The 20,594-nt window shown below is 61.1% G+C and carries 17 protein-coding genes; 8 read left to right on the top strand and 9 right to left on the bottom strand.

Annotated features, from left to right (window positions below):
• Positions 1–131 precede the first annotated feature (131 nt).
• Together MUN81_RS10850 and MUN81_RS10845 are read left to right on the top strand one after the other, a co-directional pair.
• Positions 132–3,119 carry a class I tRNA ligase family protein gene (locus tag MUN81_RS10850; protein WP_245117312.1) on the top strand — a complete coding sequence of 996 codons (2,988 nt, stop codon included), beginning with the start codon at positions 132–134 and terminating at the stop codon, positions 3,117–3,119.
• 303 nt (positions 3,120–3,422) lie between these two features.
• Complete coding sequence (locus tag MUN81_RS10845) at positions 3,423–5,963, top strand: M14 family metallopeptidase (protein WP_245117311.1); 2,541 nt, start codon at positions 3,423–3,425, stop codon at positions 5,961–5,963.
• A gap of 81 nt (positions 5,964–6,044) precedes the next feature.
• Here MUN81_RS10845 and MUN81_RS10840 read toward each other — a convergent pair whose 3' ends face one another.
• Together MUN81_RS10840 and MUN81_RS10835 are read right to left on the bottom strand one after the other, a co-directional pair.
• Positions 6,045–6,395, bottom strand: coding sequence for an MmcQ/YjbR family DNA-binding protein (locus MUN81_RS10840; RefSeq protein WP_245117310.1), 351 nt, complete (start codon positions 6,393–6,395; stop codon positions 6,045–6,047).
• Between the two features lie 15 nt (positions 6,396–6,410).
• A complete protein-coding gene (locus tag MUN81_RS10835) occupies positions 6,411–6,656 on the bottom strand; it encodes a DUF6728 family protein (protein ID WP_245117454.1) in 246 nt (81 codons plus the stop codon).
• Between the two features lie 90 nt (positions 6,657–6,746).
• Here MUN81_RS10835 and MUN81_RS10830 point away from each other — a divergent pair, with 90 nt between their 5' ends.
• Positions 6,747–7,220 (top strand): nuclear transport factor 2 family protein, encoded by a 474-nt coding sequence (locus tag MUN81_RS10830; RefSeq protein ID WP_245117309.1) that lies wholly within the window; start codon positions 6,747–6,749, stop codon positions 7,218–7,220.
• Here MUN81_RS10830 and MUN81_RS10825 read toward each other — a convergent pair whose 3' ends face one another.
• Positions 7,221–7,598, bottom strand: coding sequence for a hypothetical protein (locus MUN81_RS10825; RefSeq protein WP_245117308.1), 378 nt, complete (start codon positions 7,596–7,598; stop codon positions 7,221–7,223).
• 84 nt (positions 7,599–7,682) lie between these two features.
• The gene (gene ispG / locus MUN81_RS10820) at positions 7,683–9,671 is read right to left on the bottom strand and encodes a (E)-4-hydroxy-3-methylbut-2-enyl-diphosphate synthase (protein WP_245117307.1); all 1,989 of its coding nucleotides are present in this window, start codon (positions 9,669–9,671) and stop codon (positions 7,683–7,685) included.
• Positions 9,672–9,813: 142 nt separating this feature from the next.
• Here ispG and MUN81_RS10815 point away from each other — a divergent pair, with 142 nt between their 5' ends.
• Positions 9,814–10,293, top strand: coding sequence for a TlpA disulfide reductase family protein (locus tag MUN81_RS10815; RefSeq protein WP_245117306.1), 480 nt, complete (start codon positions 9,814–9,816; stop codon positions 10,291–10,293).
• 38 nt (positions 10,294–10,331) lie between these two features.
• Positions 10,332–10,940, top strand: a complete 609-nt coding sequence (locus MUN81_RS10810) for a thioredoxin family protein (RefSeq protein WP_245117305.1) — start codon at positions 10,332–10,334, stop codon at positions 10,938–10,940.
• A gap of 66 nt (positions 10,941–11,006) precedes the next feature.
• Here MUN81_RS10810 and MUN81_RS10805 read toward each other — a convergent pair whose 3' ends face one another.
• The 3 genes from MUN81_RS10805 to MUN81_RS10795 all read right to left on the bottom strand — a co-directional run bounded on the left by MUN81_RS10805 (position 11,007) and on the right by MUN81_RS10795 (position 13,016).
• Positions 11,007–11,981, bottom strand: a complete 975-nt coding sequence (locus MUN81_RS10805) for an NAD(P)H-quinone oxidoreductase (protein ID WP_245117304.1) — start codon at positions 11,979–11,981, stop codon at positions 11,007–11,009.
• 107 nt (positions 11,982–12,088) lie between these two features.
• Positions 12,089–12,616: a PAS domain-containing protein gene (locus MUN81_RS10800; RefSeq protein ID WP_245117303.1), complete on the bottom strand. Its 528-nt coding sequence runs from the start codon at positions 12,614–12,616 to the stop codon at positions 12,089–12,091.
• 34 nt (positions 12,617–12,650) lie between these two features.
• Positions 12,651–13,016: a hypothetical protein gene (locus MUN81_RS10795; RefSeq protein ID WP_245117302.1), complete on the bottom strand. Its 366-nt coding sequence runs from the start codon at positions 13,014–13,016 to the stop codon at positions 12,651–12,653.
• A 193-nt stretch (positions 13,017–13,209) separates the two neighbouring features.
• On the opposite strand from MUN81_RS10795, the gene MUN81_RS10790 reads away from it, so the two are divergent.
• Positions 13,210–13,782, top strand: coding sequence for a hypothetical protein (locus MUN81_RS10790; protein WP_245117301.1), 573 nt, complete (start codon positions 13,210–13,212; stop codon positions 13,780–13,782).
• A gap of 129 nt (positions 13,783–13,911) precedes the next feature.
• Here the strand turns inward: MUN81_RS10790 and MUN81_RS10785 are convergent, their stop codons facing one another.
• Positions 13,912–16,101 (bottom strand): glutamine synthetase III, encoded by a 2,190-nt coding sequence (locus MUN81_RS10785; protein ID WP_245117300.1) that lies wholly within the window; start codon positions 16,099–16,101, stop codon positions 13,912–13,914.
• A gap of 243 nt (positions 16,102–16,344) precedes the next feature.
• Here MUN81_RS10785 and MUN81_RS10780 point away from each other — a divergent pair, with 243 nt between their 5' ends.
• Both MUN81_RS10780 and mtaB read left to right on the top strand, forming a co-directional pair.
• Entirely contained in the window at positions 16,345–18,207 is a 1,863-nt protein-coding gene (locus MUN81_RS10780) for an LTA synthase family protein (RefSeq protein ID WP_245117299.1), read from the top strand.
• A gap of 48 nt (positions 18,208–18,255) precedes the next feature.
• Positions 18,256–19,590: a tRNA (N(6)-L-threonylcarbamoyladenosine(37)-C(2))-methylthiotransferase MtaB gene (gene mtaB, locus MUN81_RS10775; protein ID WP_245117298.1), complete on the top strand. Its 1,335-nt coding sequence runs from the start codon at positions 18,256–18,258 to the stop codon at positions 19,588–19,590.
• A 171-nt stretch (positions 19,591–19,761) separates the two neighbouring features.
• Here the strand turns inward: mtaB and MUN81_RS10770 are convergent, their stop codons facing one another.
• Positions 19,762–20,574 (bottom strand): hypothetical protein, encoded by an 813-nt coding sequence (locus tag MUN81_RS10770; RefSeq protein WP_245117297.1) that lies wholly within the window; start codon positions 20,572–20,574, stop codon positions 19,762–19,764.
• Between the last annotated feature and the right edge of the window lie 20 nt (positions 20,575–20,594).

Below are 20,594 nucleotides of genomic sequence, written 5' to 3'. Positions count from 1 at the left end.
CGAGGTCGGCTGGCTCCCCTCTCCTTTGGGAGAGGGGCCGGGGGTGAGGCGCTACGTCTGCAGACGTCACAACAAATTTCGCCCTACTTTCTCCTACGTCCTACCTTTGCCCGGAATAAACTCCGCGCAAGATGCCCGCATACCGTCCCGAAGAAATTGAAAAGAAGTGGCAGGCCCACTGGAAAGCGCACAGCACTTTCCGCACCGAGAACCACTCCGACAAGCCCAAGTACTACGTGCTCGACATGTTCCCCTACCCCTCCGGGGCGGGCCTGCACGTGGGGCACCCGCTGGGCTACATTGCCTCCGATATCGTGACGCGCTACAAGCGCCTGCGCGGCTTCAACGTGCTGCACCCCATGGGGTTCGACTCCTTCGGCCTGCCCGCCGAGCAGTACGCCATCCAGACCGGCCAGCACCCGGCGCTCACCACCGAGAAGAACATCGAAACCTACGTGCAGCAGCTCAGCAGCCTCGGTTTCAGCTACGACTGGAGCCGCGAAGTGCGCACCTCCGACCCCAGCTACTACAAGTGGACGCAGTGGATTTTCCTCAAGCTGTTCAATTCCTGGTATAACCTCGACACCGACCGCGCCGAGCCCCTCACCGATCTCACCGCCCGCTTTGCCGCCAGTGGCAGCGAGGGCATCCGCGCCGCCGGCGACGATGGCGACCGCCTCAGCTTCTCGGCCGGGCAGTGGGCTTTGTTCTCTGAAAAGCAGAAGCTGGCCGCCGTGCTCCCCTACCGCCTCGCCTACCAGCAGGACACCTACGTGAACTGGTGCCCCGGCCTGGGCACGGTGCTCTCGAACGATGAAGTGAAAGACGGCCTGAGCGAGCGCGGCGGCTTCCCCGTCGAGCGCCGCCTCATGCCCCAGTGGAACCTGCGCATCACCGCCTACGCCGACCGCCTCCTGCAGGGCCTCGACCAGCTCGACTGGCCCGACGCCGTAAAGGAGATGCAGCGCAACTGGATTGGCAAGAGCATCGGGGCCGAAGTCACCTTCCCGGTGCAGGGCTCCGAAACCGCCCAAATCAAGGTCTACACCACCCGCGTCGACACCATTTACGGGGCCACATTCCTGGTGCTGGCTCCCGAGCATGAGCTGGTGGACGAACTCACCACGCCCGAACAGCGCGCCGCCGTGGACGAGTACATCGCCGCCACCAAGCGCCGCTCGGAGCGCGACCGCATGACCGACGTGAAGGCCGTGTCCGGCGTGTTCACCGGCGCCTACGCCCTGAACCCGGTGAACAACGAGCCCGTGCCCATCTGGCTGGCCGACTACGTACTGGCCGGCTACGGCACCGGCGCCGTGATGGCCGTGCCCAGCGGCGACCAGCGCGACTACTTGTTCGCCAAGCACTTCAACCTGCCCATCCCCGCCATTTCCGATGCCCAGCAGGGCCTCGACCAGCAGGCCGACCCCACCAAGGAAGGCCGCTACATCAACTCCGGCATCATCAACGGCCTCACCTACAAAGAGGCCACGCAGAAGCTCATCGCCTTCCTCGAAGATAAGGGCCTGGGCAAAGGCAAGGTGAATTTCCGCCAGCGCGACGCCATTTTCGGCCGCCAGCGCTACTGGGGCGAGCCCATTCCGATTTACTACAAGGACGGCACCGCCTACGGCATCGCCGAAAGCGACCTGCCCCTCGTCCTGCCCGAAATCGACGAATACAAGCCCACCGAAACCGGCGAGCCGCCCCTCGGCCGCGCCCAGGATTGGCTATACAAAGGCAAATACCCCTACGAGCTGAGCACCATGCCCGGCTGGGCGGGCTCGTCGTGGTACTACCTGCGCTACATGGACCCCACCAACGAAGCCCGCTTCGTATCGGAGGAGGCCGAGCACTACTGGGGCAGCGTGGACCTCTACATGGGCGGGGCCGAGCACGCCACCGGCCACCTGCTCTACGCCCGCTTCTGGTACCTGTTCCTGAAGGACCTGGGCCTCGTCAGCAGCAACGAGCCGTTCCAGAAACTGATTAACCAAGGGATGATTCTGGGCCGGTCGAATAAACTAATCGTAGCAATTACGGTACCTGTTGATTCCGCAAATCAGTACAGCGAAGACCCGAAATCAATTTCTAGTGAATTGCTGATTGACATGGTCATCTCCAATGAGCAAAGAATGGCCGCCGAAACGGGCAAGGGTTTATCAAGTCAGCCAATTAAACACGTAGCCCGACCAATCGAAGCACATGACGATGTTCACGTTAATGGTGAGTATCGGACACTTACTGCAAACTTTAGGGAATTGAATATCAACGTTGAATTAGTTGATATTAACGACCGTCTTTATAGAGACAAATTCGAAGAATTACAGCGCTCTGATGCACGTTTTGAGCAATTCAATTTAGATACTCAAGTTGCTTGGGAGCGTGATGAGACAGGCAAACAGTTTCTACAAACAAAAGTAGAAGTCGAGAAAATGTCGAAGTCGAAATACAATGTTGTTAACCCCAACATTCTAATCGACAAATACGGCGCGGACGCATTGCGCCTCTACGAAATGTTCCTCGGCCCGCTGGAGCAGTACAAGCCCTGGAACACCAACGGCATTAGCGGCGTGGGCAGCTTCCTCAAGAAGTTCTGGCGCCTCTTCCACCCCGAAGACGGCCCCCTCGCCGTCACCGACGAGCCCGCCACGCCCGCCGAGCTCAAGGTGCTGCACCGCGCCATCCAGAAGGCGCAGGAAGACATCGAGAAGTTCAGCTTCAACACCTCCGTCAGCCTGTTCATGATTACCGTGAACGAACTCACGGCCCTCAAGTGCCACAAGCGCGCCATCCTGGAGCCGCTGGTGCTGCTGGTGTCGCCCTACGCCCCGCACCTCGCCGAGGAACTGTGGCAGGAGCTGGGCCACGAGGCCGGAAGCATCTCCACGGCCAGCTACCCCGAGTTCCGCGAAGAATTATTGGTGGAAGACACCGTGACCTACCCGCTGGCCATCAACGGCAAAGTGCGCGAGCAGATGCAGTTCGCCGCCGCCGCCACCGCCGCCGAGATTGAAACCGCCGTGCTGGCCTCCGATTTCCTGTCCAAGCACGGCGAAGGCAAAGCCGCTAAAAAGGTGATTGTGGTGCCCGGCCGCATGGTGAACGTGGTGGTGTAAGTAGAACGTCATGCAGAGCGCAGCGAAGCATCTCGCGTGCGGCAGTAATTCAATCGTGAAGGATTAGTAGCAGCTAGCGAGATGCTTCGCTGCGCTCTGCATGACGTTCTAAGCTAATTAAACAAAAAGGCCCGTTGCGATTGCAGCGGGCCTTTTTTGATGATTTTGCATAAGGACAAGGCGGGTAATTGTGTCCTACCTTGTGCACACAAAACACCCTCCCGATTCCCAATGTCTCGACAGAATTCTTACCCACTAAACCTACGTCTTTCTCGCGCCCAACGCTGCTGGCAGTTACTGGCATTGTTTGGTGCCATTACGTTCGGCTTCACCGCCCACGCCCAAACCACCGACGCGGCTGGTCCGCTGCTCACACCCGACCAATTCCTCGGCTACAAGCTTGGCGCACAGTTCACGCCGCACGCCGAGATGCTGCGCTACGTGGCCCACGTGGTGGCGCACTCGCCCGGCCGCATGAAGCTGGTGACCTACGGCAAAACCTACGAAAACCGCCCGCTGGAAGTGGTGCAGGTGGCCAGCGCCGACAACTTTGGCCGGCTGGAAGACGTGCGCCACAACAACCTGCGCCTGGCCGGGCTGGAAGGTGGCAGCGCCCAGCGCCAAATGCCCGGCGTTTGCTGGCTGAGCTACAACGTGCATGGCAACGAAGCGGTGAGCTCCGAAGCCGTGATGCAGGTGCTCTACGACCTGGCCAACCCGCAGGACCAGCAGGTGCAGGACTGGCTGAAGAACACCGTCGTCCTCATCGACCCGTGCATCAACCCCGACGGCCACGACCGGTACGTGAACTGGTACAACCGCGTCCGCAACCAGTCGGCCAATGCCAACCCCGACGCCTGGGAACACCACGAGCCCTGGCCCGGCGGCCGCTACAACCATTACTACTTCGACCTGAACCGCGACTGGGCCTGGCAAACCCAGCAGGAAACCAGGCAGCGCATCGCCCTCTACAACCAGTGGCTGCCGGCGGTGCACGCCGATTTCCACGAGATGGGCCCCAACAATACCTACTACTTCTCGCCCGCCGCCAAGCCTTACCACGCCGACATCACGCCTTGGCAGCGCCAGTTTCAGGGCATCCTCGGCGACTACAACAAGGTGGCCTTCGACAAGAACAACTGGCTCTATTTCACCCGCGAGGTATACGACCTGTACGCCCCCACCTACGGCGACACCTGGCCCAGCTTCAACGGCGCCATCGGCATGACGTATGAGCAGGGCGGCGGCGGGGCCGGCGGTCTGGCCTACGCCCGCCTCGACGGCGACACCCTGACCCTGGCCCAGCGCATCGCGCACCACCACGCCGCCAGCCGCGCCACCATTCAGGCCACGGCCGAGCGCCACGACGACCTGCTGCGCGAATTCCAGAGCTATTTCGCCACGGCCAAGAGCAAGCCCCAGGGCCAGTACAAAACCTACGTGCTGCCGGCCGGCAACGACCCCGGCCAACTGCGCGCCTTCACTCAGTACCTCGACCGCAACCAGATTCAGTACGGCTTTGCCAGCAAGCGCAGCAAAACCAAGGGCTACAACTACACCACCGGCAAAACCGACAACGTGCAAATTGAGCCCCGCGACGTGGTCATCAGCATGTACCAGCCCAAGTCCACGCTGGTAAAGGTGCTGTTCGAGCCCAAGTCGCAGCTCGAAGACTCCCTCACCTACGACATCACCTCCTGGGCCCTGCCCTACGCCTTCAACCTGAAGGCCTACGCCCTGCCCGGACGCCTCGATGCCTCGGGCAGTGCGCCGGCTCAGGCCATGGTAAAAGGCAGCGCCGCCACCGCCGACAAGCCCTACGCCTACCTGGCCCGCTGGAACAGCCTGCAGGACATTCGCTTCCTGAGCCGCCTGCTGCAGCAGAAAGTGAAGGTGCGCTACGCCGAAAAGGCGTTTGAGTCGGAAGGCCAGCAGTACGCGCCCGGCACGCTCATCGTCACCCGCACCAGCAATGAAAGCCTCGGCGCCCGTTTCGACCAGCTGGTGCGCGCCCAGGCCGACTCGGCCGGAACCGTGGTTACGGCCGTGAAATCGGGGTTCTCCACCACCGGCCGCGACCTGGGCTCCAGCACGGTGCACTTCGTGAAGCAGCCCAACGTGGCCGTGGTGGCCGGCCCCGGCGTCGACCCCACCGCGTTTGGCGAGGTGTGGCACTTCTTTGAGCAGCAGCTCGGCTACCCGCTCACGGTGCTGGGCGCCGACTACCTCAGCCGCGTGTCGCTGCAGAAATACGACGTACTGATTCTGCCCAACGGCAACTACGGCGACATTTATTCTGACCGCGCCCTCGACGGCCTCAAGGCCTGGGTGCGCGAAGGTGGCCGCCTCATTGCCCTGGAAGGCGCCGCCCGGTTCTTGGCCAACAAAAAGGATTTCCTGCTGAAAACGAAAGCCGTCGACTCGGTGGCCGTGCGCAAAGCCAACCAGCAAAACCCCTACCGCCTGCTGCGCCGCTACGGCGACTCGGAGCGCGAAGAGGCCGAAGACGCCGTGCAGGGCAGCGTGTACCGCGTGCAGCTCGACAACACCCACCCGCTAGCCTTTGGCTACGGCAGCAACTACTTCGCCCTCATCCGCACCCCCCTGGGCTACCGCTTCCTCGACAAAGGCGGCTGGAACGTGGGCGTCATCAAGAAAGACAGCTATTCGGCCGGTTTCGCCGGCACCAAAGCCCGCAAGGAGCTCACCGACACCTTCGTGGTGGGCACCCAGGACCTGGGCCGCGGCTCCGTGGTATACCTCGGCGACAACCCGCTGTTCCGCGCCTTCTGGCAGGGCGGGAAGCTGATGTTTGGCAACGCCGTGTTTCTGGTGGGCCAATAAGCCTTCAGCCCCAAGAAAAAAGCCTCGCCGGATATCCGGCGAGGCTTTTTTCTTGGGGTAAGGACAGAATGTGTCGCGTTTTTACATTTCTATGGTTGCCTTCACGGCTTTGGGCAGCGAAGCCCGCACCAAGTCATACGAGTGGTCAATCAGCTCGCGCAGCTGGCTTTCCGGAGCGCCGGTGCCGATGAGCACCGTGTTCCAGTGCTTCTTGTTCATGTGGTAGCCGGGCAGCACGTAGTCGTGGGCCTCGCGCAGCTCTGCGGCCCGCTCGGGGTCGCATTTCAGGTTAATGCTGCCGAAGGTGTCAATGTCGGTGAGGGCAAACACTTTGCCGCCAACTTTAAACACCAGGGTTTCGGGGCCGAAAGGGGTTTCCTCGGTCACGCCCGCTTTCAGCAGGCAGTAATCGCGGAAGTCTTCAATGTTCATCGGGCGGGCCGGAAATTAGAGCACGTAGCGAAACAACATCACCACCAAACACACCAGAAACATCGCCAAGCTGAGCTTATTAATGAAGTGCATGGTCTTCAGGTTGAAGTTGGTTTTGCGGTTGGGGTCGTTGCCACGGAAGAAATAACCGAGCGCGGGACCGAAGTTGAAAAGGTTTTTACCGTTCATGGCGGGGCGGGTTTGGGTTCGGAAAGATAACACCCCCAGGGCCAGAATGATTTGCCGAAAGCGCGGATTCATCAGGTAAAACAGGTGAATATTAGCGGCCTCGGCCACCAATGCAACCTATGCGTTGGCCCGCCGCCTATGCTGTGACACCCGCTTGCCCCTATGTCTAAACGCGCTACTTCCCTCCTGCTCGCCGCCCTATTTTCCGCGCCGGCCTTCGTCGCCCAGGCCCAAAAAGCGCCGTCCGAAACCGCGGCCGTGCAGCAAACCGTCACCGCCTTTTTCGACGGCATGCGGCGCGGCGACAGCACCATGGTGCGCCGTACGCTGGCGCCCGGCGCCGTCTTCCACGGCATCGGCGGCAAGCCCGGCCAGCCGCCCACGCTGGAAACCGAAAATATCAACGGCTTTCTGAAAGCGGTGGGCACGCCCCACCCCGCCATTTGGGACGAGCGGGTGCAGTTCGAGCGGGTATTGATTGATGCCAACCTGGCCAGCGTGTGGGCGCCGTATGAATTTTACCTCGGCAGCAAATTCAGCCACTGCGGCTACGACTCGTTCCAGCTGGTGAAGCTGACCGACGGCTGGAAAATTGCGCACATCATCGACACGCGGCGCAAGGAAAAGTGTAAATAGCTACCTGTCAGCTGAGTGAATGAAAGTGACAAAGACGTTTTCTTCAAGTGAAAAACCATCCCGCTCAACGTTGATATTGTCAATACTTTCTCCCACTTTGAGTTCAGGCCTGCTTGACTGGTTTCCTGCCCAACAAGTATAGAATTCCACACTTGTTTCACATTTCAATGCGGTCCGAATGTAATCCACCAGGGCTCGGGCAGAATTAGCACTCTCAAAAAAGTCGTCTGTCGTGCCAGCATTAAACCCGCAAGAACATGCTTGCCACGAACCCATGTAGCGGATATGTGATTTTGAGAAATGCTTTTCGACGGCTTTCTCATCTTCAGGAACTTCAGTGGTGTAGAAGTACGGGCTTGCTGCGTTCCAGTCAATCAATGGCAATTCTGAATTGGCTCCTACGTACACACAATAGCACATATGTTCTGCTCTTCAGATTAATTGCTCACACAATTTCGCTTTTCACGCCCCCACCGGCTCCTCTACCACTTCCTTCTCAATCCAGCGACCGTCCTCGCGCATAAGCTCGATGAGCTCATCCACGGCCGCTTCTTCGGGCACCGATTTCTTGATGACCTCCTGCCCGCGGTAAAGGGAAATTTTGCCCTTGCCCACGCCCACGTAGCCGTAGTCGGCGTCGGCCATTTCGCCGGGGCCGTTCACGATGCAGCCCATGATGCCGATTTTGATGCCCTTGAGGTGGTCGGTGCGCTTGCGAATCATAGCCGTGGTTTCCTGCAGGTCGAACAGGGTGCGGCCGCAGCTGGGGCAGCTGATGTACTCGGTTTTGCTCATGCGCGTGCGGGCCGCCTGCAGGATGCCGAACGAAAGCTGGTTGAGGCCGCTCACCGTGTCGAGCCATTCCTCGTGCGAGCGGTTGCTGAGCAGCTCCACGCCCAGCACCACGCCGTCGCCGAGGCCGTCAATGAGCAGGCCGCCCACATCGGTGGCCGCATCGAGCTGGGTTTGCTCCAGGGGCTGGTCGGCAAAGGAGCGGGCAATGACCACCGGGCAGGTGATGTCGTGCTTCATCAGTTCAAAAAATGCCCGGCGCAGCTCTGGCATGGCGTGCGTGTTGGTGGTGTGCAACACTAGCACCACGGTTGTATCCTGCCGGAGCTGTCGCAGAAGGGCCGCATCCAGCGCATCCAGGCTGAGGAGCAAAAAGTTGAGCTGCGGGTGGCGCGGCACCTCTTCCATGTAGCCGGCGGCGGTTAGCACCGGAAAGTGATGCGGACGGCTGCCGGCGTCGCGCCAGGCCGAGTAGGTCACGATTTCCTTCAGGCCGTTGGGCAGCATAAACGGCACCGGCCGCTCGCCGCTGAACACGTAGTCGGCCCCGTGGTCGGCCATCTGAAACTTGTCCAGAAACGGCGAGTACAGATGCCCCACGGCGCGCAAGTCCGCGTATTCCACGTGGGGCAGCCGGGCTATGCTCGTGATGACGCGCGGCACGTTCTGCCCCCCGAAATTGGCCACTTCGTGCGTGTGCCGGCGGAAATACTGGAACGGGTTTATCGGCACCTCCCCTCCCAGCGGCGCGATGGGCCGGGCCGTGGCGGCACGCCCCGTGTAGCGGTCAATGAGCATGCGGGCCACCGGGGCTTCGGCCTCGGGCGCTTCGGTCAGCGACACGCGCACTGTATCGCCCAGCCCGTCTTCGAGCAGCGTGCCGATGCCCACGGCGCTCTTGATGCGGCCGTCTTCGGCCTCGCCGGCCTCGGTCACGCCCAGGTGCAGCGGGTAGGGCTGCAGGCCTTCCTCGTCCAGCTTTTGCACCAGCAGGCGGTAGGCCTGCACCATCACCTGCGTGTTGCTGGCCTTCATGCTCAGCACCACGTCGTAGTAGTTTTCTTCCTCACACAGGCGCAGGAACTCCAGCGCCGACTCCACCATGCCGAGCGGCGTGTCGCCGTAGCGGCTCAGAATCCGGTCACTCAGCGAGCCGTGGTTGGTGCCAATGCGCATGGCCGTGCCGTGCTCCTTGCAGATTTTCACCAGCGGCCGGAACCGCTCGCGGATGCGCTCCACTTCGGCCGCGTAGGTGGCGTCGGTGTATTCAATTTCCTCAAATTTCTTTTTGTCGGCGTAATTGCCGGGGTTCACGCGCACTTTCTCCACGATGCGGGCGGCCAGCTCGGCCGCGTTGGGCGTGAAGTGAATGTCGGCGATGAGCGGCACGTTGCAGCCGCGCTTGCGCAACTCCTTTTTGATTTCCAGCAGGTTTTGGGCCTCCTTCATGCTGGGCGCCGTGATGCGCACGTACTCGCAGCCGGCGGCCACCATGCGCAGCGTCTGCTCCACCGAACCCATCGTGTCCATGGTGTCGACGGTGGTCATGCTTTGCACCCGAATGGGAAAGTCGCCGCCCATGGGCAGGCCGCCGATGTTGACTACGCGGGACACGCGGCGCTTGTACTCGGTCAGGCTGGGGCAATACGTTTTATTCATGAAGCAAAAACTACGGTCAGAAGGCGAAAGTTGCGCCGTAGCACAAAGGTAAAGCCGGCCGGGCGGCTGGGGCAGCCGCAACTTCGTCCCGGGGTTTACTGTCTATCAAACAACCGTTGAAATCATTACACGCCATCCGATTTTGAAAACCCTGTTTCTCGCGGCTGCTCTTTTCGTCGCGGCGCCCGGCTTTGCCCAGCAAGTGGCCGTCATCAAGTTTCCGGAGCTGCAAAAGCGGCTGGCCCGGCCCACCGACACGACTTACGTGGTCAATTTCTGGGCCACCTGGTGCGCGCCCTGCGTGAAGGAGTTGCCCAATTTTGAGCTGCTTCGCGCCGCCAACGCCGGCAAAAAAGTGAAGGTGTTGCTGGTAAGCATGGACTACGCCTCGCAGCTCGACAAGAAAGTGAAGCCGTTTGTGCAGCAACGCAGGCTCAAGTCGGAAGTGGTGCTACTGAATGAGTCGGACCCCAATACGTTCATCGATAAGGTGGACGCCAAATGGTCGGGCGCACTGCCCTTCACGCTCATTTTCAACAACAAAAGCAAGCAGCGGCTTACATTTGAGCGCGAGCTTTCGCAGGCCGAGCTCACCGCCGCCGTGCAGAAAGTCCAGAAATAGCCATTCTCATTTCCTCACTTTTTAACCGCAAAATGACCATGAAAAAGCTCCTGCCTTTTCTCACCCTCTGCTTCGCCCTGCTGGCAAGCAGCTTTGTGAGCCGCCCCGTGGCCGACGGCTACCAGGTAGGCGACAAAGCCGCCGACTTCAGGCTGAAAAACATCGACGGCAAAATGGTGTCCCTAGCCGACAACAAGGCCGCCAAAGGCTACATCGTGGTGTTTACCTGCAACACCTGCCCTTTCGCCAAAGCCTACGAAAGCCGCATCATCGACCTGAATACCACATACGCACCCAAAGGCTACCCGGTGGTGGCCATCAACCCCAACGACCCGGCCGTGGCCCCCGGCGACTCCTACGCCGACATGCAGAAAAAGAAATACGCCTTTCCTTACCTCGTCGATGAGTCGCAGCAGGTGGCCAAGACCTATGGTGCCACGCGCACGCCGCACCTCTACGTGCTCACCCGCAAGGGCAATGAGTTTGTAGTGTCCTACATCGGCGCCATCGACGACAACTCCGAAGACCCCAAGCTGGTGAAAACGAAATACGTGGAAAACGCCATGGCCGAAATCCTGGCCGGCAAGCCCGCCACCACCAATTCCACCAAAGCCATTGGCTGCACCATCAAGTGGCGCCGGGCTTAAAGCTGCATCGCGCTTTCTCTAAAAAGCAAAAGCCCGTTTCGCATACTGCGAAACGGGCTTTTTCGCTCAATGGCCGACTTCCAGCACAATCTTGCCGATGTGGGCGCTGCTTTCCATCAGCTTGTGGGCTTCGGCCGCTTTGGCCAGCGGAAACAGTTGGTGAATGAGGGGGCGGAACTTACCGGCCGCAATCAGGGGCCACACGTGCTGCTCCACGGCGGCGGCCAGCGCGGCTTTGAAATCGGCCGAACGAGGCCGCAGGGTGCTGCCCGTGATGGTCAGCCGGCGGCGCATCACCTCCAGCGCGCTGAACTCGCCCCTGCCGCCCTGCATGGCGTTGATGAACACCAGGCGGCCGTCGTCCTTCAGCAGACGCAGGTTTTTGGCGATATAGTCGCCGCCTATCATGTCGAGAATCACGTCCACGCCCTCGTCGTTGAGCACCTGCTCAAAATCATCGGCTTTATAGTTAATAGCCCAGTCGGCACCCAGCTCGCGGCAGGCGCTGCACTTGGCTTCGTCGCCGGCCGTGACGGCCACGTGGCTGCCCAGTGCCCGGGCCAGCTGAATGGCCGTGGTGCCAATGCCGCTGCTGCCGCCGTGCACCAGCAGCGTTTCGCCGGGCTGCAGCTGGCCCCGCTGAAACACGTTGTGCCACACCGTGAACACGGTTTCGGGCAGGGCGGCGGCTTCGGCCATGCTCAGGCCGGCGGGCACGGGCAGGCAGTGGCGGGCGTCTACGGCGGCAAGCTCGGCGTAGCCCCCGGCGGGCAGCAACGCACACACCGCATCGCCGGGCTGCCACCGGCTCACCTCAGTCCCGCAGGCTTCGACGATGCCGGCAATCTCCAGGCCGGGGATTAGGCCGCTCACGTCGCCGCTGCCGGCGTACTTGCCCTGGCGCATGAGCACATCGGGCCGGTTTACGCCGGCGGCGTGCACCCGCACCAGCACTTCGTGCGCGGCGGGCTGCGGCGCGGGCTGGGGCTGCAAGGCCAGCACTTCGGGACCTCCGGGCTGTTTAATCACAATTGCATTCATCGGGACTAGCTTGAAAAGAGGGCCGCAAGCTCGCGGCCCAGCTAATAACGCAAAACGGCTCCGAAGAGCCGTTTTGAAGGTATGTACAAAGGTGCTGCCTGCTTCGCTCAGCTTTTGCCTTGCTGCTTCAGGGCCTGCACTTCGCGCTCCAGGTCCAGGGTGCGGAATATTACCTTGGCTTCGAGGTCGGAATAAGCGGCCTCGAGCTGCTCGCGCATCTGGCGCTGCTCCTGAATGTCGGTGCAGGTGCCGAACCAGGCAATGACGCTGCCGTCGGCGTCGCGGCGGGGCAGGGCCTGCCCCAGAAACCAGCGGTAAGTGCCGTCCTTGGCCTTAAAACGGTATTCGATGCTGTAGGGGTCGCCGGTGGCCAGCGAGTGGCCCCACACGTCGCGGGCACGGGCGCGGTCGTCGGGATGCAGCAGGTTGTTCCACATGTCGGGCCCCACGCTGTCGGCCAGGTCGTAGCCCGTAAAATCAATCCAGCGCTGGTTGAAATAGGTATGAAAGCCGGTGTTGTCGGTAATCCAAACCAGCTGCGGAATCATGTCGGCCAGAAACGTGAACTGTTCGGGCCCCACCAGCCCTTGGGCAGCGGAAGCAGAAGTGGAATCGGTAGCAGGCGAAGTACTCACGAACGAAAAGTATTGGGTTCGAAAAGAAGAGAAATCAGGCGCGGTCGAGTTGCATTTCCATGCCCGACGCGAAGTACAGGTTCAACTGGCTGCGCAGGCCGTCGGCCGAGCGGCGCAGGCGCGTCACCAACGCGCGGGTGGCCTCTTCGGGCAGTTCGAAGCTCAGGTAGGGCCGGTTCAGAATTTCATCGCGCATGACGGCCCAATGGCCCGTCTGGGCCTCACCGGGTGGCACGGGTTGGGCTTCCAATTGCCCGGGGGCCAGCACCAAGCGCACGGCCTGCGCCAAGGGGCTGCGCGGGTCGTTGTGGTTTAGCACCCGGTTCGCCACTTGCCATTCGCCCCCAAAATAGTCGTCGGGCAGTTGTTGTAAGTTTATATCCAGCAGCAAATCAGACATACAAAAGAAAAAACGCGGCCCAAAGCCTTCATCTAACAAGCAACTAGTGTTGAGGTTTTACCAACTGGTCCAAAACCCTTGGTTGTTCAACTACACGAATCGTTTTGCTTACTGCGCGGCTTAACCACAATTTGCGGGCCAGCGTTCCTAACCCGAGCAACTATTCCGAACCGAGTCCGTTTCGCACCCAACTATGTTGAAACCCCGTTTTTTGCCGGCCCTGCTGGGCGCTGCTCGTTTCACCGGCCTGGCCGCCTGGCAAACCGGCCGCCTGTTTCGCCAACTGGCCGCCCGCGCCCTCGACAGCGTGCAGGACGTGCTGCGCGCCGAAGTCGAAAAAGGCAACCTCAAACTGGTGGCCGACTTCCTGGCCGACAAGGCCCTGCCCGCCGCCCGCGTGCTGCTGGTGGAGCAAATGACCGTGCGCCTGCTCGTGCGCCTAGGCCTTCGCGGCGCCCTGGCCTCCAATGTGGTGGGCTGGGTGCTGCCCTTCGTGATTGAAAAGCTGATTGCCGTGGGCCACAGCAGCGGCCTGTTCGACAAGCTGATGGCCAACGCCACCGTGAGCGAGTCGCTGGACAAGCTTGATGAACTGCGCCGCGCCACCTGGAAAATGCTGGTGCCCGACCCCGGCAGCAGCGCCGAGGTGCTGGATGATGAAACGGACGAGCTAACGCCCCGGCTTCCCCTCCTGCTGGCGGCCCCGACCGGCGAGCCGAAAACAACCACCACCGCCCGAAAAGCCATAATCAAGGCTGGGAAATAGTCCTGATATTCCCGCAATCGTTTGCGGCGGGTTTCCAAAAAAAGGCACCCCACGGAGGTACCTCTTTCCCAATCGGGGCGCGGCGAGAATTCCCACCCAACACCGGACCCGATTCCGTCCCGAGCTGACTTACCGGCTGAACAACAGTTCGCGATACTTCACCAGGGGCCAGTCCTCGTCGGCCACCATCTGCTCGAGCTTGTCTACGGCGCGGCGAATGGGGTCGAATTTCGGTTTTACTTCTTCGCAGTACGCCACGGCTAACTCGCGGGCGTCTCCTATTTTATTGGCTTGTTTACGGGCCTCCGTCATGGCGTCGGCCGTGGTTTTAATAGTGGCTACGTGGCGCGAGATGGCTTTAATCATCTCCACGGTCACCTGGCTGTGCTCATCGTCGAGGCCGAGTTCGCGCAGGCCGCGCACGTTGTTGATGAGTTTGGTTTGGTACTGTAACGCGGTCGGGATGATATGGTTAATGGCCAAATCGCCCAACACGCGGCTTTCAATCTGAATTTTCTTCATGTACTCCTCGAGCAAAATCTCGTGGCGGGCATGCAATTCAACTTGCGAAAATATACCATGGCGGGCAAAAAGTTCCTCAGCGTCTTCACGAATGAAGGCGTCGAGGGCCTGCGGCGTCGTGGCAATGTTGTTCAAGCCGCGGCGCGCAGCCTCCTCCTTCCACTCGTCGGAATAGCCATTGCCCTCAAAACGAATGTTTTTGGACGAGATGACGTACTCGCGCAGCACCTCCACGATGGCTACTTCTTTTTTCTTGCCCTGGTCAATCAGCGCGTCCACCGACTCTTTGAAGTCGATGAGCTGGTCGGCAACGATGGTGTTGAGCACCGTCATGGCCGAGGAGCAGTTGGCCGACGAGCCCACGGCGCGCAACTCGAATTTGTTGCCGGTGAAGGCAAAGGGCGAAGTGCGGTTGCGGTCGGTGTTGTCGAGCAAAATGGCCGGAATCTTATCGATGCCCAGCTTGAGGTAAATGTTGTCGCCTTTGTCGAGCGGCAGCTTGGCCGTGCGCTCCAGCTCATCGAGCACCGAGTCCAGCATCGAGCCCACAAATACCGACATGATGGCCGGCGGGGCCTCGTTGGCACCCAGGCGGTGGTCGTTGCTGGCCGAGGCAATGCTGGCGCGCAGCAAGTCGGCGTGGCGGTGCACGGCCTTGATGGTGGTGATGAAGAAGGCCAGGAATTGCAGGTTCTCCTTCGGGCGACGGCCGGGGGCGAGCAGGTTCACGCCGGTGTCGGTGCTCATTGCCCAGTTGTTGTGCTTGCCGCTGCCGTTCACGCCGGCAAAAGGCTTCTCGTGCAGCAGCACTTTGAAGTTGTGGCGCTCGGCCACGCGGTCCATCACGTCCATCAGCAGCTGGTTGTGGTCCACGGCCAGGTTGGCGTCCTCAAAGGTAGGGGCGCATTCAAACTGGTTGGGCGCCACCTCGTTGTGACGGGTGCGCAGCGGAATGCCGAGCAGGTTGGCTTCCTCTTCAAACTCCAGCATGAAACCGTGCACGCGGGCCGGAATCGAGCCGAAGTAATGGTCGTCGAGCTGTTGGCCTTTGGCCGGGGTGTGGCCGAACAAGGTGCGGCCGGTCATCACGAGGTCGGGGCGGGCATCGTACAGGGCCTTGTCGACCAAGAAGTACTCCTGCTCGATGCCCAACGTAGTGTTTACGCGGCTTACGTCTTTGTCGAAGTACTGGCAAACTTCTACGGCGGCCTTCTCCAGCACGGCCAGCGACTTCAACAGCGGGGCTTTGAAGTCAAGCGCTTCGCCGGTGTAAGCCACAAAAATGGTGGGGATACACAGCGTCTTGGCGCCTACCGTCTCGATGATAAAAGCGGGCGAGGTGGGGTCCCAGGCGGTGTAGCCGCGGGCCTCGAAGGTGTTGCGGATGCCGCCGTTGGGGAACGACGAAGCATCGGGCTCCTGCTGCACAAGGGCCGAGCCCTTGAAGTTTTCAATCGGACGACCGTCAGAATTCAGGTCGAAGAAGGAGTCGTGCTTTTCGGCGGTGGCGCCGGTTAGGGGCTGAAACCAGTGGGTGTAGTGCGTGGCGCCCTTGGCCATGGCCCATGTTTTCATGGCCGAAGCCACAGCATCAGCTACGTTGCGCTCCACGGTAGCGCCCTGCTTGATGGCGGCCTGCAGCTTCTTGAAGTAGTCGCCCGGCATGGTAGCGCGCATGGCCTCCAGGTTGAACACGTTCTGGCCGTAGCTGTCGGAACGACGGGCGGCGGCGGGCACCACCGTGATGGGGCGGCGCTGGTTAACGAGTTCGAGGGCTTTGAAGCGAAGGGTGGCCATATGCAAAAGTACCGACGGAAATAACAGGTGTGATGAAGTGTTACGCAGGGCAAAGATAAAACAGGAAATAGTTTTGCAGCTAATCAGCCCTAAATTTTAAAGGCTGATTAGCAAAAATCATGACTTTCTGCTGAAAAGCACCTTCATTTTGCCACCTCAATCCGGAAAACTGCCATTTCCCGGCAAATTCACCAGACTACAGAGGATGTCAGACTGCTTCGGGGGGAAGTCTATCTTTGCGCAGTGAAAAACCGCTTTTCGTTTCAGCCACGCTACTTTCTATTCTGGCTGCTGTTTTTTGGGGTAGGCCGGGCTTTTTTTCTGGGATATGAGCATGCGCTGACGGCTCAGCTGCCCATGAGCACGCTGCTAGCCACGTTTGGCTACGGCCTGCGGCTCGATGCCTCGGCGGCGGCATATGTTTCGATGCTGCCGTTTTTGCTGTTTGTGGGGGCCAGTCTGCTGCCGCGCCTGCCCATCGGGCGCATGGTAGGTATCTACTCAGCGGTGATTGGTGCCTTGCTCGCTTTTTTGATGGTGGCCGACCTGGAGCTGTACCGCGCCTGGGGGTTCCGCCTCGACGACACCCCCCTGCAATACCTGAACTCGCCCGGCGAAATGGCGGCCTCGGCGGGCAGCGCGCCGGTGCTGCTGCTGCTGGCGCTGCTGGCGGCGCTGCTTGTGGGCGGCCGGTGGCTATATAAAAAAGTAGTGGGGCCGGTGGCGCCGCTGCCCGCGTGGTTCGGGCGCGGCCGGGCTGTGCTGGCCAGCCTGCTCTACGCCGCGCTGCTAGTGGTGCCCCTGCGCGGCGGCACCCAGCAGATTCCCGTCAACCAAAGCGACGTGTATTTCTCGCGCATTCCCTTTGCCAACCACGCCGCCCTGAATGCACCTTGGAACCTGATGAGCGCGCTGGTGCTGCGCGCCGAAGAAAAACCACTGGCCCCGTTTATGCCCGATAGCACGGCGCGGCGGCTGGTGGCGGGGCTGTACCCCGCCGCAGTGGGCCGGCCAGTGCCCGCCGATTCGACGGCGTCCATCCTGCAGGAGCCGCGGCCCAATGTGTTGTTCATCATCCTCGAAAGCTTTACCGGCAAGCTGGTGGGCAGCGTGGGCGGCGAAAAGGGCGTGACGCCCACCCTCGACAGCTTGGCCCGCACGGGCGTGTTGTTTAATAATATCTACGCGGCCGGCGACCGCAGCCAGAAGGGCTTGGTGTCGCTGCTCTCGGGCTACCCCAACCAGCCCACCACCAGCATCATCAAGTTTCCGCGCAAAACCGAAAACCTCCCCCACCTCTGCCGCACGCTGATGGCGGCTGGCTACCACTCCGGCTATTATTACGGCGGCGAGCTGGCGTTTGCCAACATGAAAAGCTACCTACAGACGGCCGGCTACGAACACCTCACCGAGCGGGCCGACTTTGCCGCCTCGCAGCAGAACTCGAAGTGGGGCGCCCACGACGGCGTGCTGTTCGACCGCATGTTGCAGGACTTGCGGACGCAGCCGCAGCCGTTTTTCGTCACGGCCTTCACGCTGAGCAGCCACGAGCCCTTCGACGTGCCCATGAAAACGAAGTTTCCGGGCACGTCCGAAACGGACCTGTTTCGCAACTCGGTGTACTACACCGATTACACCCTTGGACAATTTCTGCGCGCGGCCCGGCAGCAGCCCTGGTATGCCCACACCCTGCTGGTGCTCGTAGCCGACCACGGCCACCCGCTGCCTGGCCACTCCCCCAACCAGAGCCCCTATAAGTTTCACATTCCGCTGCTGCTGGCAGGGGGCGCCCTACGGCCCGAAAGCCGCGGGCAAGTCATCACCACCATCGGCTCGCAGACCGACGTGGCGGCCACGCTGCTGCAGCAGCTGGGGCTGCCGGCCGCTCCCTATGTATGGAGCCGCAACCTGCTGGCGAGCCACCCCACCCCGTTTGCCTTCTACACGTTCAACAACGGCTTTGGTGCGGTTTCGCCAGTCGGAGCGGTCACGTTCGACAACGTGAGCCGACACACCTGGGAGCGCGACGTGAACGTGACGGATGCGCAGGTGCAGCTGGGCCAGGCCATGGAGCAAGTGTCGCTCGAAGACTTTGCGCGCCGCTAAGTCCGGCCGGCGGCACGTTCTGAGCCCCGGCCGTACCTTTGCGCTGCTATGCCTACCCCCCAATCCGTTGCCTTTTATACCCTCGGCTGCAAGCTGAACTTCTCCGAAACGTCGGCCATCGGCCGGCAGTTTGAAGAGAAGGGATTTCAGAAAATTGCTTTCGAAGCCGGGGCCGACCTATACGTTATCAACACCTGCTCCGTCACGGACCACGCCGACCGCAAGTGCCGGAAGGTGGTGCAGCAGGCCCTCAAGCACAATCCGGAGGCCTTCGTGGCCATCGTGGGCTGCTACGCCCAGCTCAAGCCCCAGGAGATTGCAACTATTCCCGGCGTGAGCGCCGTGCTGGGCGCGGCCGAAAAGTTTCAGCTGGTCGACATTCTGGCCGATTTCCAGAAGCCCGCCGCTGGCCAGCCGGGCGCGGTACACGCCTCTCCTATCTCGGAGGCCACCGAGTTTGTGGCCGCGCACTCGTTTGGCGACCGCACCCGGACCTTCCTCAAGGTGCAGGACGGCTGCGACTACTCTTGCTCGTTTTGCACCATTCCGCTGGCGCGGGGCGGCAGCCGCTCGGGCAGCGTGGCCAGCGTGGTGGAGCGCGTGGAGAAGCTGGCCGAAACCGGCGTGAAGGAAATCGTGCTCACCGGCGTCAACCTCGGCGACTTCGGCCTGCAAGGTCCCGAGCGCGAGCGCCGCGAAGACTTTACCCAGCTGGTGCAGGCGCTTGATGGCGTGTCGGGCATCCGCCGCTTCCGCATCAGCAGCTGCGAGCCCAATCTGCTCACCGACGACATTCTGACGACGGTGGCGGCCTCGGAGCGGTTCATGCCGCACTTTCACATTCCGCTGCAAAGCGGCTCAGACAAGATTCTGGGCCTGATGCGCCGCCGCTACCGCCGCGCCCTCTACGCCGGCCGCGTGGCCCGCATCAAGGAGCTGATGCCGCACGCCTGTATCGGCGTCGACGTAATTGTGGGCTTCCCGGGTGAAACCGACGCCGACTTTCTGGATACTTATAATTTCCTAAACGAGCTGCCCATTAGCTACCTGCACGTGTTCCCCTATTCGGAGCGGCCCGATACGCTGGCGCCTTCCCTGCCCGGCCGCGTGCAGGACCGGGTGCGCCACGAGCGCACCACCCAGTTGCGCAGCCTGTCGGAAAAGAAAAAGCGCTTCTTCTACGAGCAGCACCTGGGCCTCGAAACCGACGTGCTGTTTGAAGACGACGTGACCGACGGCCGCATGGAAGGCTTCACGCCCAACTACATCCGCGTAGCAGCCAAGTACGACCCGCTGCTGGTGGGTGAGATGAAGAAGCTGCGCCTGACCGAAATGAATGCCCTGGGGCTGATGGAAGCCGAAGAAGTGGGTATTCTCGTCTGAACCACGGATTCATCCGGATTTTTCGGATGCCACAGATTTTGCGGACGATTATTCAGTTCCAATTCCAACAAAGAAGGCCGCTCAGTGAGCGGCCTTCTTTCTTTTCAATAGCTCCGATTAAGTAGGTTTTCCACCGTCTACAAAATCCGTGGAATCCGATGAATCCGTGGTTCAGACCATAGCCTGCCGGGCCATGGCCAGCATCTCGCGCAGCATCTGCTGCTGCTCCTGCAGGTGTTGGTTGCGCATCTCGGCCAAAGCCAATTGGTGTTGCAGATGCTGAGCGTGCAGCGCGGCTGCAACGTAGGCCTCCGGATTCACGGCGGGTGCGACCACTGGTACCGGGGCCGCGCTAGCCGGCGGCGCCACACTGGGCTGTGCAACGGAATCAGTGACGGGCTGTGCTGGCTGAAAGCTTGCTTCCGCGGTGGGCGCTACCTGCGGGGCTGGTGCAACTGGCGGCGCTACGGGCGCGGCCGGCGTGGGCTGGTTGGTTTGGGCTTCCCCGTTGAGAACCGGCGCGGCGGCGCGGGCGGGCTGCTGGGCCGCCGATGCCAGTGCTAGGGTGGCGGCAATTTCGGCGGGCTGCAGGCGGCTGCCGGCCACGCCGGGCCCGGCGCGGCGACTGGCCGGCGCTTCAATCTCGGACAGGTCAATGGGCTCTAACGGCGCTTCGGTCGCGGGGGGCACCACCCGAGGGGCTGGCTTGGCAATGGGCTCGCCGCCCACCAGCATGGGGCCGCGGCCCAGTAGCAGCCAGTCTCTTGAGACATTTGGGTAGACTTCAAACACCTTGCACAGCAGGTCGTAGCCGGGCTTGTTGCGGCCATCGATGAGATGCTGCACCACGCTGGCGGTTTTGCCCAGCGAGATGGCAAAGCTATTTTTGGTCAGCCCAAACTGCTGAATGAGTTCAGCAAAGCGCCGGTCAATGGTTTCGGAAGCGGGAATGGCCACCATGTTGCACAAATGAGGTTTGCGCAAATGTATAACATTCCCTTCCG

Origin of the sequence: Hymenobacter sp. 5317J-9 (genome assembly GCF_022921075.1) — a bacterium.
Lineage (GTDB): Bacteria > Bacteroidota > Bacteroidia > Cytophagales > Hymenobacteraceae > Hymenobacter.
Note: the sequence above shows the minus strand (reverse complement) of the source record. Positions and strands in the feature narration are given on the sequence as shown.

Excerpts from the sequence above, each read along its gene's own strand:
- MUN81_RS10850 (WP_245117312.1), top strand. The coding sequence starts at position 132 with ATGCCCGCATACCGTCCCGAAGAAATTGAAAAGAAGTGGCAGGCCCAC.
- MUN81_RS10840 (WP_245117310.1), bottom strand. The coding sequence starts at position 6,395 with ATGAACATTGAAGACTTCCGCGATTACTGCCTGCTGAAAGCGGGCGTG.
- MUN81_RS10835 (WP_245117454.1), bottom strand. The coding sequence starts at position 6,656 with ATGAATCCGCGCTTTCGGCAAATCATTCTGGCCCTGGGGGTGTTATCT.
- MUN81_RS10830 (WP_245117309.1), top strand. The coding sequence starts at position 6,747 with ATGTCTAAACGCGCTACTTCCCTCCTGCTCGCCGCCCTATTTTCCGCG.
- ispG (WP_245117307.1), bottom strand. The coding sequence starts at position 9,671 with ATGAATAAAACGTATTGCCCCAGCCTGACCGAGTACAAGCGCCGCGTG.
- MUN81_RS10810 (WP_245117305.1), top strand. The coding sequence starts at position 10,332 with ATGAAAAAGCTCCTGCCTTTTCTCACCCTCTGCTTCGCCCTGCTGGCA.
- MUN81_RS10805 (WP_245117304.1), bottom strand. The coding sequence starts at position 11,981 with ATGAATGCAATTGTGATTAAACAGCCCGGAGGTCCCGAAGTGCTGGCC.
- MUN81_RS10795 (WP_245117302.1), bottom strand. The coding sequence starts at position 13,016 with ATGTCTGATTTGCTGCTGGATATAAACTTACAACAACTGCCCGACGAC.
- MUN81_RS10790 (WP_245117301.1), top strand. The coding sequence starts at position 13,210 with ATGTTGAAACCCCGTTTTTTGCCGGCCCTGCTGGGCGCTGCTCGTTTC.
- MUN81_RS10785 (WP_245117300.1), bottom strand. The coding sequence starts at position 16,101 with ATGGCCACCCTTCGCTTCAAAGCCCTCGAACTCGTTAACCAGCGCCGC.
- mtaB (WP_245117298.1), top strand. The coding sequence starts at position 18,256 with ATGCCTACCCCCCAATCCGTTGCCTTTTATACCCTCGGCTGCAAGCTG.